General features: G+C 65.0%; 15 protein-coding genes. 10 read left to right on the forward strand and 5 right to left on the reverse strand.

Going from position 1 to position 15,724, the window contains the following annotated elements:
• Nucleotides 1-8: 8 nt before the first annotated feature.
• From G9C89_RS10885 to purE, 5 genes are all read right to left on the reverse strand, one after another.
• Nucleotides 9-560 (reverse strand): hypothetical protein, encoded by a 552-nt coding sequence (locus tag G9C89_RS10885; protein ID WP_172147910.1) that lies wholly within the window; start codon nucleotides 558-560, stop codon nucleotides 9-11.
• Between the two features lie 337 nt (nucleotides 561-897).
• Nucleotides 898-1,431 (reverse strand): DUF3299 domain-containing protein, encoded by a 534-nt coding sequence (locus tag G9C89_RS10890; RefSeq protein WP_172147912.1) that lies wholly within the window; start codon nucleotides 1,429-1,431, stop codon nucleotides 898-900.
• 215 nt (nucleotides 1,432-1,646) lie between these two features.
• The gene (locus tag G9C89_RS10895; RefSeq protein ID WP_172147913.1) at nucleotides 1,647-1,892 is read right to left on the reverse strand and encodes a GlsB/YeaQ/YmgE family stress response membrane protein; all 246 of its coding nucleotides are present in this window, start codon (nucleotides 1,890-1,892) and stop codon (nucleotides 1,647-1,649) included.
• A gap of 129 nt (nucleotides 1,893-2,021) precedes the next feature.
• Complete coding sequence (locus G9C89_RS10900; RefSeq protein WP_172147914.1) at nucleotides 2,022-3,107, reverse strand: 5-(carboxyamino)imidazole ribonucleotide synthase; 1,086 nt, start codon at nucleotides 3,105-3,107, stop codon at nucleotides 2,022-2,024.
• A gap of 83 nt (nucleotides 3,108-3,190) precedes the next feature.
• On the reverse strand, nucleotides 3,191-3,682 hold the full coding sequence (gene purE, locus G9C89_RS10905) for a 5-(carboxyamino)imidazole ribonucleotide mutase (protein WP_172147915.1): 492 nt from the start codon (nucleotides 3,680-3,682) through the stop codon (nucleotides 3,191-3,193).
• A gap of 422 nt (nucleotides 3,683-4,104) precedes the next feature.
• Here purE and G9C89_RS10910 point away from each other — a divergent pair, with 422 nt between their 5' ends.
• From G9C89_RS10910 to G9C89_RS10955, 10 genes are all read left to right on the forward strand, one after another.
• On the forward strand, nucleotides 4,105-5,064 hold the full coding sequence (locus tag G9C89_RS10910) for an SGNH/GDSL hydrolase family protein (RefSeq protein WP_172147916.1): 960 nt from the start codon (nucleotides 4,105-4,107) through the stop codon (nucleotides 5,062-5,064).
• Nucleotides 5,065-5,558: 494 nt separating this feature from the next.
• Nucleotides 5,559-6,473 carry a glutamate/aspartate ABC transporter substrate-binding protein gene (locus tag G9C89_RS10915; protein ID WP_172147917.1) on the forward strand — a complete coding sequence of 305 codons (915 nt, stop codon included), beginning with the start codon at nucleotides 5,559-5,561 and terminating at the stop codon, nucleotides 6,471-6,473.
• A 196-nt stretch (nucleotides 6,474-6,669) separates the two neighbouring features.
• Complete coding sequence (locus tag G9C89_RS10920) at nucleotides 6,670-7,416, forward strand: amino acid ABC transporter permease (protein ID WP_172147918.1); 747 nt, start codon at nucleotides 6,670-6,672, stop codon at nucleotides 7,414-7,416.
• Nucleotides 7,413-8,081: an amino acid ABC transporter permease gene (locus G9C89_RS10925; protein WP_172147919.1), complete on the forward strand. Its 669-nt coding sequence runs from the start codon at nucleotides 7,413-7,415 to the stop codon at nucleotides 8,079-8,081. Before G9C89_RS10920 ends, G9C89_RS10925 begins: the two co-directional genes overlap by 4 nt.
• Entirely contained in the window at nucleotides 8,078-8,812 is a 735-nt protein-coding gene (locus tag G9C89_RS10930; RefSeq protein ID WP_172147920.1) for an amino acid ABC transporter ATP-binding protein, read from the forward strand. The genes G9C89_RS10925 and G9C89_RS10930 overlap by 4 nt, the downstream gene beginning before the upstream one ends.
• Nucleotides 8,813-8,935: 123 nt before the next feature.
• Nucleotides 8,936-10,855, forward strand: a complete 1,920-nt coding sequence (locus G9C89_RS10935) for a sensor histidine kinase (RefSeq protein ID WP_172147921.1) — start codon at nucleotides 8,936-8,938, stop codon at nucleotides 10,853-10,855.
• Nucleotides 10,848-12,173, forward strand: a complete 1,326-nt coding sequence (locus G9C89_RS10940; RefSeq protein WP_172147922.1) for a two-component response regulator AauR — start codon at nucleotides 10,848-10,850, stop codon at nucleotides 12,171-12,173. The genes G9C89_RS10935 and G9C89_RS10940 overlap by 8 nt, the downstream gene beginning before the upstream one ends.
• Before the next feature lie 58 nt (nucleotides 12,174-12,231).
• Nucleotides 12,232-13,224 (forward strand): AraC family transcriptional regulator, encoded by a 993-nt coding sequence (locus tag G9C89_RS10945; RefSeq protein ID WP_172147923.1) that lies wholly within the window; start codon nucleotides 12,232-12,234, stop codon nucleotides 13,222-13,224.
• Nucleotides 13,225-13,444: 220 nt separating this feature from the next.
• The gene (locus tag G9C89_RS10950) at nucleotides 13,445-14,479 is read left to right on the forward strand and encodes a histone deacetylase family protein (RefSeq protein ID WP_172147924.1); all 1,035 of its coding nucleotides are present in this window, start codon (nucleotides 13,445-13,447) and stop codon (nucleotides 14,477-14,479) included.
• Nucleotides 14,480-14,637: 158 nt separating this feature from the next.
• A complete protein-coding gene (locus G9C89_RS10955) occupies nucleotides 14,638-15,720 on the forward strand; it encodes a polyamine ABC transporter substrate-binding protein (protein WP_256674173.1) in 1,083 nt (360 codons plus the stop codon).
• The last annotated feature ends 4 nt before the right edge of the window (nucleotides 15,721-15,724 follow it).

Here is a 15,724-nt window from a genome sequence, read left to right on the forward strand (position 1 = left end):
CGCGGCGGCTAAAAACACAGAAATGAGCGGGTGATCTGAGCGTTTTTGGTCGATTTGCCGCTTTTAAAATCAGCAGCAGCTGAAGTCAGCCAGAAATGCATGGCTACTTCAGAGGATCCCCAAAGACCAGTGTTTCTACTTCTGTTCATCCGCTTTTCAGACATCTCTCTACTAATTATCAGTCGTCCATTAACATAAAGCACAACCAGCTTTTTAACTGTCATTGCAGGCAAGATGGCTTGCTCATACCAGAGAACACGTGCTTCATTATTTATTAAGTCTGGAATATTTTTGTGAGGTAAGCATTCGGAGTATCCTCTAAAGCCGGATGCGCACGTGAAAAGTTGCTCGCCCTCTCTGTTAGATACTCTGGTTAATACCTCCCTTCCAACACGCTTAAGAGAAAGAGTGCCGTGCGATTCCGTTAGTTCTTTTGGGATAACTGTAGAGAACTCATAAGCGAGAGGAACCATTCCTGCAGCGAAGTAGATCACGGGCGTCCATAGCGCCATAGACATCGCTCTCCGGCGACGCAGATTTCTTTCAGTCTCTTCACTCACCATGCTCATCCTTGATAGACGTTGGAGTTTAGCGCGGCTTACCTATTGATGATCAATTATAGATAAGAACACACGCGATCTCTCGTCAAGACCGAAGCTGATGAGGTAAGAAACTACGCGTACGACTCTATAACTCGTGGTTTCGTATTCATTACGCAGGGCCTGCCTGGGTTTCAAGGTGGGGAGGCAGCTTTTGCTGCCGACTCCGCCCGCTCAACGAGGGTCGGAGTCGATCCAGAGCGGTCGTTGGTAAATGACGACAAACGGACAGTCGCGGCCTATCCATCGCAGGGCAATCAGAGACGATCTTTTCACCTCTATCCCCAGGACTGCCGAATCAAAGATCCTCTTCCTCCACCACCCTTACCATCCCCGCCTCCAGCGCATAGGCCGCATCGGCCAGCTCGTTGCTGACCTGCTCCACCTGCAAGGTGCCGCTGACCCAGAGCGGGGCGTAGATGTCTTCGAGTTCGATGCCTTTCGGGTAGCGCACCAGCACCAGCTGGTTCGGTGGTGGTGGCGGGACGTGGATGCAGGCGCCGGGATAGGGGACCAGGAAGAACAGGGTGCTGCGGCCCTGGGCGTCGGTTTCCAGGGGGACGGGATAGCCGCCCAGGCGGATGGGTTTGCCGTCGAGGGCGGCGACGGTCTTGGCCGAGTACATCACCGCCGGCAGGTTCTTGTCCTGCTGCCGGAGGCCACCGGGATCATAGAAGGCGCCGTCCTGCTCGGGGCTGTTGTGGCTGATTTCCGGCATGGCTTCGAGTGCCTGGCGGTCTTCTTCCGGCATCAATTCGAGCCAGTCAGTTTCCGGCAACTCGGCGCGGGCCAGGCTGCTCAGAAGCAGGAGGGACAACAGCAGGTGACGCATGGCGGTACTCGCAGATGATCGGGACGCGAAGGGCTCAGAGGTTGTGAAAATATCGAGCGCCGTAGCGAGAGCGTCTCCTGGTGTTCGCGGCAAGGCGCGTTACGAGAAAAATAGGGGAGTTTAGTGAGCTAAATGACCCTGTTTTTCGCGTAACGCAACGCCAGCAGCGGACGCCAGGGGGCGGTCGCAGTAGGCGAGAGTTTTTTCACAAGCTCTCAACCCTTCTTGATTGCGCCATAGAGTACCAGCAGGACCACCGCGCCGATCACCGCGCCGATGAAACCGGCGCCCTGACCCGCCTGGTAGATGCCCAGCGCCTGGCCGCCGTAGGTCGCGGCGATGGCGCCGCCGATGCCGATCAGGATGGTCATGATCCAGCCCATGCTGTCGTCGCCCGGCTTGAGGAAGCGTGCAATCAGGCCAACGATCAGGCCGATAAAGATGGTGCCGATAATGCCCATGACAGGTTCTCCGAATAGGTGAGTGCGCCAGGGCCGAAAAACCGTGGCATTAGGCTATCGGATAGATGGCAGCCGCGGAGGTTCCATCAGAAGTCGCTGGCGCCGCCTGCAGCCGGCGCCAGGCATCACTCAGGCCTTGTCGATCAGCGCCTCGACGGCGGCGATCTGCCGGTCCAGGGTGGCGCGATCGGCGCAGCGCAGGGTGGCGTGGCCGACCTTGCGCCCGACCTTGAAGGCCTTGCCGTAGTGGTGCAGGTGGCAGTCGTCGATGGCGATGACCTCGGCCACCGGCGGCACTGCGCCGATGAAGTTGAGCATGGCGCTCTCGCCGACCTTGGCGGTCGAGCCCAGCGGCAGGCCGGCGACGGCGCGCAGGTGGTTCTCGAACTGGCTGCACTCGCAACCTTCGATGGTCCAGTGCCCGGAGTTGTGCACGCGCGGGGCAATTTCGTTGGCCTTGAGGCCGCCGTCGACCTCGAAGAACTCGAAAGCCATGACGCCGACGTAGTTGAGCTTCTCCAGCACGCGGCCGACGTAGTCCTCGGCCAGGGCCTGCAGCGGGTGGTCGCTGCTGGCGATGGACAGGGCCAGCACGCCGCTGTCGTGGCGGTTGTGCACCAGCGGGTAGAAGCGCGTCTCGCCATCGCGGCCGCGCACGGCGACCAACGATACTTCGCCGGTGAAGGGCACGAAGCCCTCGAGGATGCACGGCACGCTGCCCAGTTCGGCGAAGGCATCGCTCACGTCTTGTGGCTGGCGCAGGACCTTCTGGCCCTTGCCGTCGTAGCCCAGGGTGCGGGTCTTGAGCACCGCCGGCAGACCGATAGCGGCGGCAGCGGCATCCAGGTCGGTCTGCGAGTGGATATCGGCGAACGCTGGCGTGGGGATGTCGAGGTCCTTGAACATCGACTTCTCGAACCAGCGGTCGCGGGCGATGCGCAGGGACTCGGCGCAGGGGTAGACCGGCACGAACTGGGAGAGGAAGGCCACGGTCTCGGCCGGTACGCTCTCGAACTCGAAGGTCACCAGATCGACCTCATCGGCCAGCTGGCGCAGGTGATCCTGGTCGCCGTAGTCGGCGCGGATATGCTCACCGAGGGCCTGGGCGCAGGCATCCGGCGCCGGGTCGAGGAAGGCGAAGTTCATCCCCAGCGGGGTGCCCGCCAGGGCCAGCATGCGACCCAGTTGGCCGCCACCGATTACACCGATTTTCATGCTTCTACCTCTTCAAATGCCGCAAGCGCCTGCGCGGTACACAACCCATGGGAGCGGGCGTGCCCGCGATGCCTGGCCGGCAATCAAGCCTGACGCGGATCCGGATTATCCAGCACGCTGTCGGTCTGCTCCTGGCGGAACTGCTTGAGCGCCACGTGGAACTGCGGGTGCTGGTGACCGAGGATGCTCGCCGCCAGCAAGGCCGCGTTGATCGCGCCGGCCTTGCCGATGGCCAGGGTGGCGACCGGAATGCCGGCCGGCATCTGCACGATCGACAGCAGCGAATCGACGCCCGAGAGCATCGCCGACTGCACCGGCACACCGAGTACCGGCAGGTGGGTCTTGGCCGCACACATGCCCGGCAGGTGCGCCGCGCCACCGGCACCGGCGATGATCACCTGGATGCCACGGCTGTCGGCCTGTTCGGCGTACTGGAACAGCAAGTCCGGGGTGCGGTGGGCGGAGACCACCTTGACCTCATAGGGAATGCCCAGCTTGTCCAGCATCTCGGCGGTGTGGCTAAGGGTGGACCAATCGGACTTGGAGCCCATGATCACGCCAACCAGTGCGCTCATCGTCGTGCCTCTTTCATTTGGCGCCTCAGGGCGCGTCAAAAACCAACAAGCCACGCAGAGGGCGTGGCTTGTCATGTTTGGGACAAACCCGCGAGCCGGCGGGTTTGGAGGCGGCGCAGTATAGCGTAACGACACAAAGAGCGCCCCCCTTGCATGACCGTCCGTCCGCCGGGCCAGGTGCGGAGGTTCCAGGCGCTCTCTCTATATAGAGGCAGCGGAAGTTTGCGCCCCCGCCCTCGCGCGCCAGTGACCTCCCAGCGTCACCGTCGTTCACGACCAGGCCGGCGCGGGTAACGACGAACGGAACCCCGGCTGCGCCAGCGCGGGGTAGTCGTCGACTAATCTGATAGCTGTTCGAACCTGTTTATCCCGGTAGTCGACTTGCTCAGGGGACCAACCTTTCCTCATCGAGGGCATCTGCAATGAAAACGATATCGGCCAACAGATGGACGCTGATCGGTCTCCTGGCGCTGGCCCTGTTGGCGCCCAACTGGGCGACGGCGCAAGTGGCCTTCAGCCGCATCGTGGTGTTCGGCACCAGCCTGTCCGACCCCGGCAATGCCTTCGCCCTGGCCCACCGCCAATCGACACCGCCCTACGCCAACCTGAGCCAGTTCCTGGTGCCGGACGCGCCCTACGCCCGCGGCGGCCACCACTTCAGCAATGGCGCCACCTGGATCGAGCAGTTCGCCAGGCCGCTGGGGTTCGCCGCCAGCGTGGGGCCGGCCTTCGCCGGCACGAACCTCGGCGCGAGCAATTACGCGGTAGGCGGCGCCAGGGCACGTCAGGATGGGGCCAGTTTCGACCTGTCGATCCAGGTCGGCAGCTTCCTCAGCGACTTCGCCGGTGTGGCGCCGGCCGATGCCCTCTATGTCCTGGAGATCGGCGGCAACGACATCCGCGACGCCCTGGAAGCCGGCCCAGCCGGCGGGGCCGTGATCGCCGACGCATTGGCTGCCATCGGCGCCAATATCGATGCCCTGTACGCGGCCGGCGCCCGGCACTTCCTGGTCGCCAACGGACCAAACCTCGGGCTGACCCCCGCCGTGCGCATCCTCGATACGTTCAACCCAGGCGCCGCGCAGGCGGCCGAATTCTTCTCGCAGTCGTTCAACGCGGGCCTCGAGACACTGCTGGCGAGCCTGGAAGGGCTGCCCGAGATCGAGATCGCCCGGCTCGACATCTATCAGAAGGTTGGCGAGTTGGTGGACGATCCGCAGGCCTTCGGTCTGAGTGAAGTGCAGAGCGCGTGCGTCACCCCCGAGGTGCCGCCCTTTGCCTGCCAGGGAGTCGATGGCTTCCTGTTCTGGGACGGCATCCACCCGACCGCGGCCGGACACGCCATCTTCGCCCAGGAGGCGGTCTTTGCCCTGACCCAGTAGCGGCAGGGCGACGGGCAGGCCGCGGCGTTGGGCCTGCCCGGTCGGCTGCAGCAACTGGCCCGGCGCGGAAGGCGCCTGGTTGGCTGTGGAGGGTGCGCGGGGCCGCCTAAGCCATGCGCACCACTGGCAATCGGCTGGCTGGTGCGCACGGCGCACCCTACGGGCTGGTGCCGAACCCGTTTCTGTAGGGTGGGCAACGCTTTGCTTGCCCACCGAAACGTTCCAATGACCCTGCCACACGGCGACCGCTGTTCGGTTTTCCGAATGCGCAAGCCTACCGTGTTCGCCCCGGCGAACGCCGCGCTTTCGCCCTAGCGTCAACCACTATACTTTTATCGTTTACTTTCAATAACTTACAAAATTACCTCGTTCGCAAAAAGCCTGGCACGCTCCCTGCTCTACCTCACTACAGGAATGCCGCGCGCCTTCCCTGCCGCCGGGCATGCACCGCACCCCGGCCGGCCAGCCTGATAACAACAACAGTGAGGATCAGCATGACCACCAGCACTCTCTCCCGCGCAGTCGCCATCGCCCTGGCCGCCACTCTGCTCAGCGCCCCGGCCCTGGCCGCAGAACTCACCGGCACCCTGAAGAAGATCAAGGAGTCCGGCAGCATCACCCTCGGCCACCGCGACGCCTCCATTCCGTTCTCCTATTTCGGCGACAACCCCAGCCAGCCGGTCGGCTATTCCCATGACCTGCAGTTGAAGGTGGTCGAGGCGATCAAGCAGCAGCTGAACCTGCCGGAGCTGAAGGTGCGCTACAACATGGTCACCTCGCAGACGCGCATCCCGCTGGTGCAGAACGGCACCGTCGACCTGGAGTGCGGTTCCACCACCAACAACATCGAGCGCCAGCGTCAGGTGGATTTCTCCGTCGGCATCTTCGAGGTCGGCACCCGCCTGCTGGCGAAGAAGACCGCCGGGGTCAACGACTTCGCCGACCTCAAGGGCAAGAACGTGGTGACCACCGCCGGCACCACCTCCGAACGGCTGCTGAAGATCATGAATGCCAAGCAGAAGATGGGCATGAACATCATCTCGGCCAAGGACCACGGCGAGTCCTTCCTGATGCTCGAATCCGGTCGCGCCCTGGCGTTCATGATGGACGACGCGCTGCTCTACGGCGAAATGGCCAAGGCCAAGAACCCGGACGACTGGAGCGTGGTCGGCGAGCCGCAATCCTTCGAGATTTACGGCTGCATGATGCGCAAGGGCGACCCGGCCTTTAAGCAGGTGGTGGATGGCGCCATCACGGCCACGTTCAACTCCGGCGAAGTCAACGCGATCTATGACAAGTGGTTCATGCAGGCCATCCCGCCGAAGAACCTCAACCTCAACTTCCCCATGAGCGATGAGCTGAAAAAGCTGATCGCCACGCCTACCGACAAATCTGCCGAGCAGATCTGAGTCGGTTGCGCCGCGTCCTCACAAGGGCCGCGGCGCCGGGAATCAGGGAGCGATTCCGGTCAGGTGCACGCGCGGCACCCGGCCCGACCTCCCGCTTGCAGCAGACCGGACAGGGCCGCCGTCGCCACCCGCGACGGAGTAACTCGGCGCCTGTCCTCCTGCGCTTCGCATTGACTCAACCCGAGGGTTAACCCACATGAATTACAACTGGGACTGGGGCATCTTCTTCAAGTCCACCGGCATCGGCAGCGAGATCTACCTGGACTGGTTCGTCACCGGCCTGGGCTGGACCATCGCCATCGCCCTGGTGGGCTGGGTCATCGCCCTGCTGCTCGGCTCGTTGCTGGGCGTGATGCGCACGGTGCCGAATCGCTGGATCGCCGGCATCGCCACCACCTACGTGGAAATCTTCCGCAACGTGCCGCTGCTGGTGCAGCTGTTTCTCTGGTACTTCCTGGTCCCGGACCTGCTGCCCGAGCCGCTGGAAATGTGGTTCAAGCAAGATCTCAATCCGGCCACCTCGGCTTATCTGAGCGTGGTGGTGTGCCTCGGCCTGTTCACCGCCGCGCGGGTCTGCGAGCAGGTGCGCACCGGCATCCAGGCGCTGCCCCAGGGGCAGACCGCCGCGGCCTACGCCATGGGCTTCAGGCTGCCGCAGATCTACAGCAACGTGCTGTTGCCGCAGGCCTACCGGATCATCATTCCGCCATTGACCTCGGAGTTTCTCAACATCTTCAAGAACTCCTCGGTGGCCTCGCTGATCGGCCTGATGGAGCTGCTGGCGCAGACCAAGCAGACCGCCGAGTTCAGCGCCAACCTGTTCGAGGCCTTCACCCTGGCCACCCTGATCTACTTCACCCTGAACATGGGCCTGATGCTGCTGATGCGCATGATCGAGCACAGGGTCGCGGTGCCCGGGCTGATCGCCGTGGGAGGCAAATGATGGATTTCAGTGCAATCCTGCCGGCGCTGCCCGGCCTCTGGGACGGCATGCTGCTGACCCTGCAGTTGATGGTCATGGGCGTGCTCGGCGGCGTGATCCTGGGCACCGCCCTGGCCATGCTGCGCCTGTCGCACAACAAGTGGCTGGCCAACGCGGCCGCCACCTACGTCAACTACTTCCGCTCCATCCCGCTGCTGCTGGTGATCACCTGGTTCTACTTCGCGGTGCCGTTCATCCTGCGCTGGATCACCGGCGAGGACACGCCGATCGGCGCGTTCAGCTCCTGCCTGGTGGCGTTCATCATGTTCGAGGCGGCGTATTTCTGCGAGATCGTCCGCGCCGGCATCCAGGCCATCGCCAAGGGCCAGATGGGCGCCGCACAAGCGCTGGGGATGAACTACCCGCAGAGCATGCGCCTGATCATCCTGCCGCAGGCGTTCCGCAAGATGACCCCGTTGCTGCTGCAGCAAAGCATCATCCTGTTCCAGGACACCTCGCTGGTGTACACCGTCGGCCTGATGGACTTCCTCAACGCTTCGCGCTCGCGCGGCGACATCATCGGTCAGTCGCATGAGTTCCTGATCTTCGCCGGCCTGGTCTATTTCACTGTCAGCTTCGCCGCCTCGCTGCTGGTCAAGCATCTGCAAAGAAGGTTAGCCGTATGATTTCGATCGATAACGTCAACAAGTGGTACGCGGACTTCCAGGTGCTGACCAATTGCAGCACCGAGGTGAAGAAGGGCGAAGTGGTGGTGGTCTGTGGCCCGTCGGGCTCCGGCAAGTCGACCCTGATCAAGTGCGTCAATGCGCTGGAGCCCTTCCAGCAGGGCGACATCGTGGTCGACGGCACCTCGGTCGCCGACAGCAAGACCAACCTGCCCAAGCTGCGTTCGCGGGTCGGCATGGTGTTCCAGCATTTCGAGCTGTTCCCGCACCTGTCGATCACCGAGAACCTGACCATCGCGCAGATCAAGGTGCTCGGCCGCAGCAAGGCCGAGGCGACCGAGAAAGGCCTCAAGCTGCTCGAACGGGTGGGCCTGCAGGATCATGCGCACAAGCACCCCGGCCAGCTCTCCGGCGGCCAGCAGCAACGGGTGGCGATTGCCCGCGCCCTGGCCATGGACCCGGTGGTGATGCTGTTCGACGAACCGACCTCGGCGCTCGACCCGGAGATGGTCAACGAGGTGCTCGACGTCATGGTGCAACTGGCCAACGAGGGCATGACCATGATGTGCGTGACCCACGAGATGGGCTTCGCGCGCAAGGTCGCCGACCGGGTGATCTTCATGGACGCCGGGCAGATCGTCGAAGACTGCCCCAAGGAGGAATTCTTCGGCGACGTCTCGGCCCGCTCGGAGCGCGCCCAGCAGTTTCTCGCCAAGATCCTCCAGCACTGACCCGTAGGGTGCGCGGGGCCGCCTAGGCCCTGCGCACCGAACGCCCGGCGCCATTGGTGCGCCCGGCGCACCCTACGCGGCAACCGCTCGCCCTGCGCAACTGGCCAGCTCTGGATGACTGTGATGCAATGCTCTCCCGCCCGCCTTCGCGCCGTGCCGCCAGCCCTGACCGTGAAACCACGCCTCGTTCGACACCTGTTGCTGACCGTGCTGATGCTCGTGCTGATGCTTGGCTGCGGCTATGCGGGTTATCACCTCAGCAAGGCATTCGGCATCCGCGCCCTGGCCGAGAACGGCGAGCGGCAACTCGAACTCAACGCCCGCGCGGTGGAAAGCGAGATCACCAAATACACCTACCTGCCCAGCCTGCTGGAGCTGAATGACGACGTCCGCCGCCTGCTGCAGACGCCCAGCGCCTACCGCCGGCAGCGGGTCAACGATTACCTCGAGGGCCTCAACGGACGCAGCGGCAGCCTGGCCACCTACGTGCTGGACACATCCGGGCGGGTACTGGCCACCAGCAATTGGCGCGAGCCGAGCAGCTTTCTCGGTGAAGACCTGTCGTTCCGCGCCTATTTCCAGGATGCCGTGCAAGGCAAGCCCGGGCGCTTCTACGGTATCGGCAGCACCACCGGCGAACCCGGCTACTACCTGGCCCATGGCCTGAAAAGCAACGGGCGGATCATCGGCGTGGCGGTGGTTAAGGTGCGCCTCGATAGCCTCGAGCAACGCTGGCAGCGGGCGCGGCTGGAGGCCTACGTCAGCGACGAGAACGGCATCATCATCCTCTCCAGCGACCCGGCGCGGCGCCTCAAGGCGGTCCATCCGCTGGGGCCGAACACCCGCGAACGCCTGGCGCGCAGCCTGCAGTATCACTGGTGGGCGCTGGAGGAGTTGCAGCCCTTGGCGCGCCGGGCCCTGGGCGACGGCATCGAGCAGGTCAGCTTTGCCGCCACCCGGGCCGCCGGACAGGCGCCCGAAGCGATCGACTACCTGGCGCAGACCCGCCCGCTGGACGACACGCCCTGGCACCTGACCCTGCTCACCCCGCTGCAAGACCAGCACCGCGCCGCGATGAGTCACGCCATCCTCGCCGCCGTTGCCTTGGCCCTGCTGGCCTTTCTGCTGATCGCCTGGAACGAGCGGCGCAAGGTGATCGCCACCCGCCTGGCCGCCCGTGAAGCGCTGGAACAGGCCAACAACGAATTGGAGCGCAAGATCACCGAACGCACCGCCGACCTGCAGGCCAGCAACCAGCGCCTGCAGGCGGAAGTGCGCGAGCGCCAGCAGGCCGAAACCACCCTGCGCCAGGCCCAGGACGAACTGGTCCAGGCCGGCAAGCTGGCGGTGATCGGGCAGATGTCGACCAGCATCGCCCACGAACTCAACCAACCGCTGGCGGCCCTGCGCACCTTGTCCGGCAATACCGTGCGCTTCCTCCAGCGCGGCGCGCTCGACGTCGCCAGCAGCAACCTGCAGACCATCAACGAGCTGGTCGATCGCATGGGCAAGATCACCGGCAGCCTGCGTGCCTTCGCCCGCCGTTCCGACGCCGGTGGCGAGGCCAGCCTGAACCAGGCGGTGGACGCCGCCCTGCTGCTGTTGCAGCCGCGCCAGGGCCAGCGGGCCCTGCAGATTCACCGCGACTATCTACACGAGCAGGCCGACACCCGCCTGGCCATCGACCAGATCCGCCTGGAGCAGATTCTGGTCAACCTGATCGCCAACGCCCTCGACGCCATGGGTGAGCAGGAGGATCGCCAGCTCTGGCTCAGCGGCCGCGACGAGGGCGCGCGCTACCTGCTCACCGTGCGCGACAACGGTCCGGGCATCGCGCCGGACGCGCGGGTGCACCTGTTCGAACCCTTCTTCACCACCAAGCCCGGCGAAAAAGGCCTGGGCCTCGGCCTGACCCTGTCCGCCAGCCTGGCCGCGGCCGCCTCCGGTAGCCTGACCGTGCAGCACCCGGAGAGCGGCGGCACCGCCTTCGAGCTGAGCCTGCCCAAACCCGCCCCCCACCGCGAGACCAGTGCCCATGAATGAGCCACTAAGCGTCCTGATCGTCGAGGACGATCCCCATGTGCTGCTTGGCTGCCAGCAGGCCCTGGCCCTGGAGGATATCGCCAGCGTGGGCGTGGGCAGCGCCGAGGAAGCCCTGCAACGCATCGGCGAGAATTTCCCCGGCATCGTCATCAGCGATATTCGTCTGCCGGGGATCGACGGCCTGGAACTGCTGGTCCGCCTCAAGCAGCGCGACCGCAGCCTGCCGGTGGTGCTGATCACCGGCCACGGCGACATCGGCATGGCGGTCGGGGCCATGCGCGACGGCGCCTACGACTTCATGGAGAAACCCTTCTCGCCGGAGCGCCTGCTCGACGTCACCCGCCGCGCCCTCGAGCAGCGCAGCCTGGCCCGCGAGGTCTCGGCGCTGCGCCGCCAACTGGCCGGGCGCCAGGCGCTGGAGCAACGCATCATCGGCCACTCGCCGGCGATCCAGCGGCTGCGCGAGCTGATCGCCAACGTCGCCGACACCTCGGCCAATGTGCTGATCGAGGGCGAGACCGGCACCGGCAAGGAACTGATCGCGCGCTGCCTGCATGACTTCAGCCGCCGTCAGCCCAAGCAGTTCGTCGCCCTCAACTGCGGCGGCCTGCCGGAGAGCCTGTTCGAGAGCGAGATCTTCGGCCACGAAGCGCATGCCTTTACCGGCGCCAGCAAACGCCGGATCGGCAAGATCGAACACGCCAACGGCGGCACCCTGTTCCTCGACGAGGTCGAGAGCATGCCGCTCAACCTGCAGGTCAAGCTGCTGCGCGTGCTGCAGGAACACCAGCTGGAGCGCCTCGGCTCGAACCAGAGCGTGGCCGTTGACTGCCGGGTGATCGCCGCGACCAAGTCGGATCTGGATGAGCAAGGCCGACTCGGCCAGTTCCGCAGCGACCTCTACTACCGGCTCAACGTGGTGACCCTGGTGCTACCGCCGCTGCGCGAGCGGCGCGAGGACATCGCCCTGCTGTTCGAGCACTTCTTGCAACTGGCGGCGCTGCGCTTCGACCGCGCCGTGCCCGAGCTGGATCGGCAGACCCTCACCAGCCTGCTGGCCCACGACTGGCCGGGCAACGTGCGCGAGCTGCGCAACGTCGCCGAGCGCTTCGCCCTGGGCCTGCCGGTATTCAAACAGAGCGCACCGCCCGGCGCGGGCAACGGCCTCGGCTTTGCCGAAACCGTCGAGGCGTTCGAACGCAATCTGCTGGCCGACGCCCTGGAGCGCCACGCCGGCAATCTCAGCCAAGCCAGCCAGGCCCTGGGCATGGCCAAGACCACGCTGTTCGACAAGGTGAAGAAATACGGCCTGCAGTAACCTGCCACGGTATGCTTTTTGCGTTGTGCCACCGACCTGAACCACGCGGACGCCGTCGATGTTGCATGCCCACCTGACCACCCTGCATGTGGTTGCACAGATTCTCGAGCTGTTCACCGAACGGCCCGAGCTGAGCGAAGCGCTGCTCGCCGGCAGCGGCATCGCCCCGGCCGACCTGCAGGGCGGCGACAGCCGCATCACCCGCACCCAGGAACTGCAGGTATGCACCAACGCCCTGGCCCTGCGTGCCGACCTCGGCCTGGAACTGGGCCGGCGCCTGCATGTGTCGTCCTATGGCCTGCTCGGTTACGCCGCGCTGTCGAGTGCCACCTTTGGTGACGCCTGGCGCCTGCTGCTGCAGTACCCGGCCCTGCTCGGCACCTACTTCAAGCTGGACCTGAGCGTCGAAGGCGAGCTGGCCTGGATCAGCGCCGCCGAGTACCGGGATGCACCGGCGCTGGAGCGGTTCAATGTGGAGATGTGCCTGGCCTCGCTCAGGCTGATCGGCGACGACTTGCTCGGCCAGCCACTGCCATTGGCCGCCGCGCAGTTCGGCCATGCCCAACCGGCCTACGTCGAGCACTACGCGGCCAGCTTCGCCTGTGCGCTGCAATTCGGCGCCGCGCGCAATGCCTTCGCCTTCCCCGCCGAGTGGCTGCAGCGGCGCCTGCCGCTGGCCGACCCGGTCACCCATCAGGAAATGCTCGCCCGCTGCCGCAAGCAGAACAGCGAGTTCACCACCCGCCAGGCCTGGCTGCAGCGCGTGCGCGCGGAGCTGGCCAGCCACCTGGCCGAGCCGCCGGGGCTGGAGGCGCTGGCGCAACAGATGCACTGCTCGCCACGCTCCCTGCGCCGCCACCTGCAGGAACTGGGCACGCACTACCAGGAACTGCTCGACGAGCTGCGCTTCGAACGGGCCAAGACCCTGCTCAGCCAGGAGGACTGGCCGATCTGCCGCATCGCAGAGGAACTCGGCTTCAGCGAAAGCGCCAGCTTCCGCCATGCCTTCCAGCGCTGGAGCGGGGTGGCGCCGAGCCGCTTTCGCGCCTGATGCCCAGCCTAACGCTTTGGTAGGAGCCAGCTTGCTGGCGATGGCTTTTGCTTGATTGATCGCCAGCAAGCTGGCTCCTACAGGGTGCTTGCATTCCAGCACCGCGCGACCATGCAATTTGGCCACTTCGATCCCCTATTGGCCGTTGCCAGCGTTCTCCCGCCGGCCGGTGCGGCGAACAATGACTCCCACAACAAGACACCTGGGAGTTCACCCATACATGCTGACCTACTACAGCGACGACCATCACCTGCACCACGGCCGCTGCGAGCTGATCGATGGCCAGTTGCTGCCCTGCTTCGAGAAACCGCAACGCGCCGACCATATCCTCGCACGGGTCAAACAGCGCCAGCTCGGCGAGGTGCGTGCGCCCAGGGACTTCGGCCGCGCGCCGATCGAACGCATCCACTCGGCGGCCTACCTGGATTTCTTCCAGGGCGCCTGGGCTCGCTGGCAGGCACAGAACGGCAGCGGCGACCTGCTGCCGTTCACCTGGCCGGCGCGCACTCTGCGCGCGGTGATCCCCCGGGATCTGCACGGCCAGCTCGGCTACTACAGTTTCGACGGCGGCGCGCCGATCACCGCCGGTACCTGGCAGGCGGCTTATAGCGCCGCCCAGGTGGCCCTCAGCGCCCAGGCCGAGATCGCCGCTGGTGCCCACAGCGCCTTCGCCCTGTGCCGCCCGCCCGGTCACCACGCCGCCGGCGAGCTGATGGGCGGCTACTGCTACCTGAACAACGCCGCCATCGCCGCCCAGGCTTTTCTCGACCAGGGCAAGCAGCGGGTGGCGATCCTCGACGTCGACTACCACCACGGCAACGGCACCCAGGACATCTTCTATGCGCGGGGCGACGTACTGTTCGCCTCGATCCACGGCGACCCGGCGGCGGAGTTCCCGTTCTTCCTCGGCTATAGCGATGAGCGTGGCGCAGGGGCCGGCGAGGGCTGCAACCATAACTACCCGCTGGCCATGGGCAGCCCGTGGGCAGTGTGGAGCGCGGCGCTGGACGACGCCTGCCAGCGCATCGCCGAATACGCCGCCGAGGTGATCGTGGTGTCGCTGGGCGTGGACACCTTCAAGGACGACCCGATTTCCCAGTTCAAGCTGGACAGCCCGGATTACCTGCGCATGGGCCAGCGCATCGCCGCCCTCGGCCTGCCGACCCTGTTCGTCATGGAAGGCGGCTATGCGGTGGAGGCCATCGGCGTCAACGCGGTGAACGTGCTGGAAGGTTTCGAAGCGAGCAAAACGTAGGGTGGATGACGCTCTTTTCATCCACCGGGACCACCCTGGTGGATGGATAAAGCGTCATCCACCCTACGCGAACCCCGCGCTCCCGGGCGCAGCGACTGAATTACAACAAGATTGGAGTGACCTCGAGGAACAGACTCACCCAGCTATTCGGCGCACCCCTGCTCGCTGCCGCCTTCTGCGCCGCGAGCCTGCCAGCCGCGGTGGCCCAGACCGAGCAGCGCCAGCTGCGGGCGTACAACTGGGCCGACTATATGCTCCCCTCGGTGCCCAAGGAGTTTCAGGCCAAGAGCGGCATCCAGCTGACCTGGGACGTGTTCGATACCAACGAATCCCTGGAAGCCAAGCTGCTCACCGGCAACTCCGGCTATGACCTGGTGGTGCCGAGCAACACCTTCCTCGACACCCAGATCAAGGCCGGGGTGTTCCAGAAGCTGGACAAGAGCAAGCTGCCCAACTGGCAGCACCTGGACCCCGGCCTGCTCGCACTGATGACCGCCAACGATCCCGGCAACCAGTACGCGGTGCCCTACATGTACGGCACCGTGCTGATCGGCTTCAACCCGGACAAGGTCAAGGCGGTACTCGGGGCCGATGCGCCGGTGGACAGCTGGGACCTGATCTTCAAGGAAGAGAACATCAGCAAGCTCAAGCAGTGCGGCGTGGCCATGCTCGACTCGCCCGGCGACATCCTGCCCATCGCCCTGCACCATCTGGGCCTGGACCCCAACAGCAGCAGTCCGGCGGACTACGACAAGGCCACCGAACTGATGCTGAAGATCCGCCCCTATGTCGCCTACTTCCACTCGGCCAAGTACATGACCGATATCGCCAACGGCGACATCTGCGTGGCCATCGGCTACTCCGGCAGCTTCTACCAGTTCGCCAACCGCGCCAAGGAAGCCGGCAACGGCGTGGTGGTCGACTGGCGTCTGCCCAAGGAGGGTGCGCCGCTGTGGTACGACTCCTTCGTCATCCCGAAAAGCGCGAAGAACGTCGCCGAGGCCCACGCCTTCCTCGACAACCTGTTGCGCCCCGAAGTGGTCGCGCCGATCAGCGATTTCCTCGGCTACCCCAACCCGAACAAGGACGCGATGCCGTTGGTGGGCGCGGAGATCCGCGACAACCCCGACCTGACCCCGACCGCCGCGGCGCAGAAGTCGCTGTACGTGCTGCAACCGCTGCCGCAGCGGGCCGAGCGCACCCGCACCCGGGCCTGGACCAGGATCAAGTCGGGCACCTGAGGCA

The organism is Pseudomonas tumuqii (assembly GCF_013184545.1).
Lineage (GTDB): Bacteria > Pseudomonadota > Gammaproteobacteria > Pseudomonadales > Pseudomonadaceae > Aquipseudomonas > Aquipseudomonas tumuqii.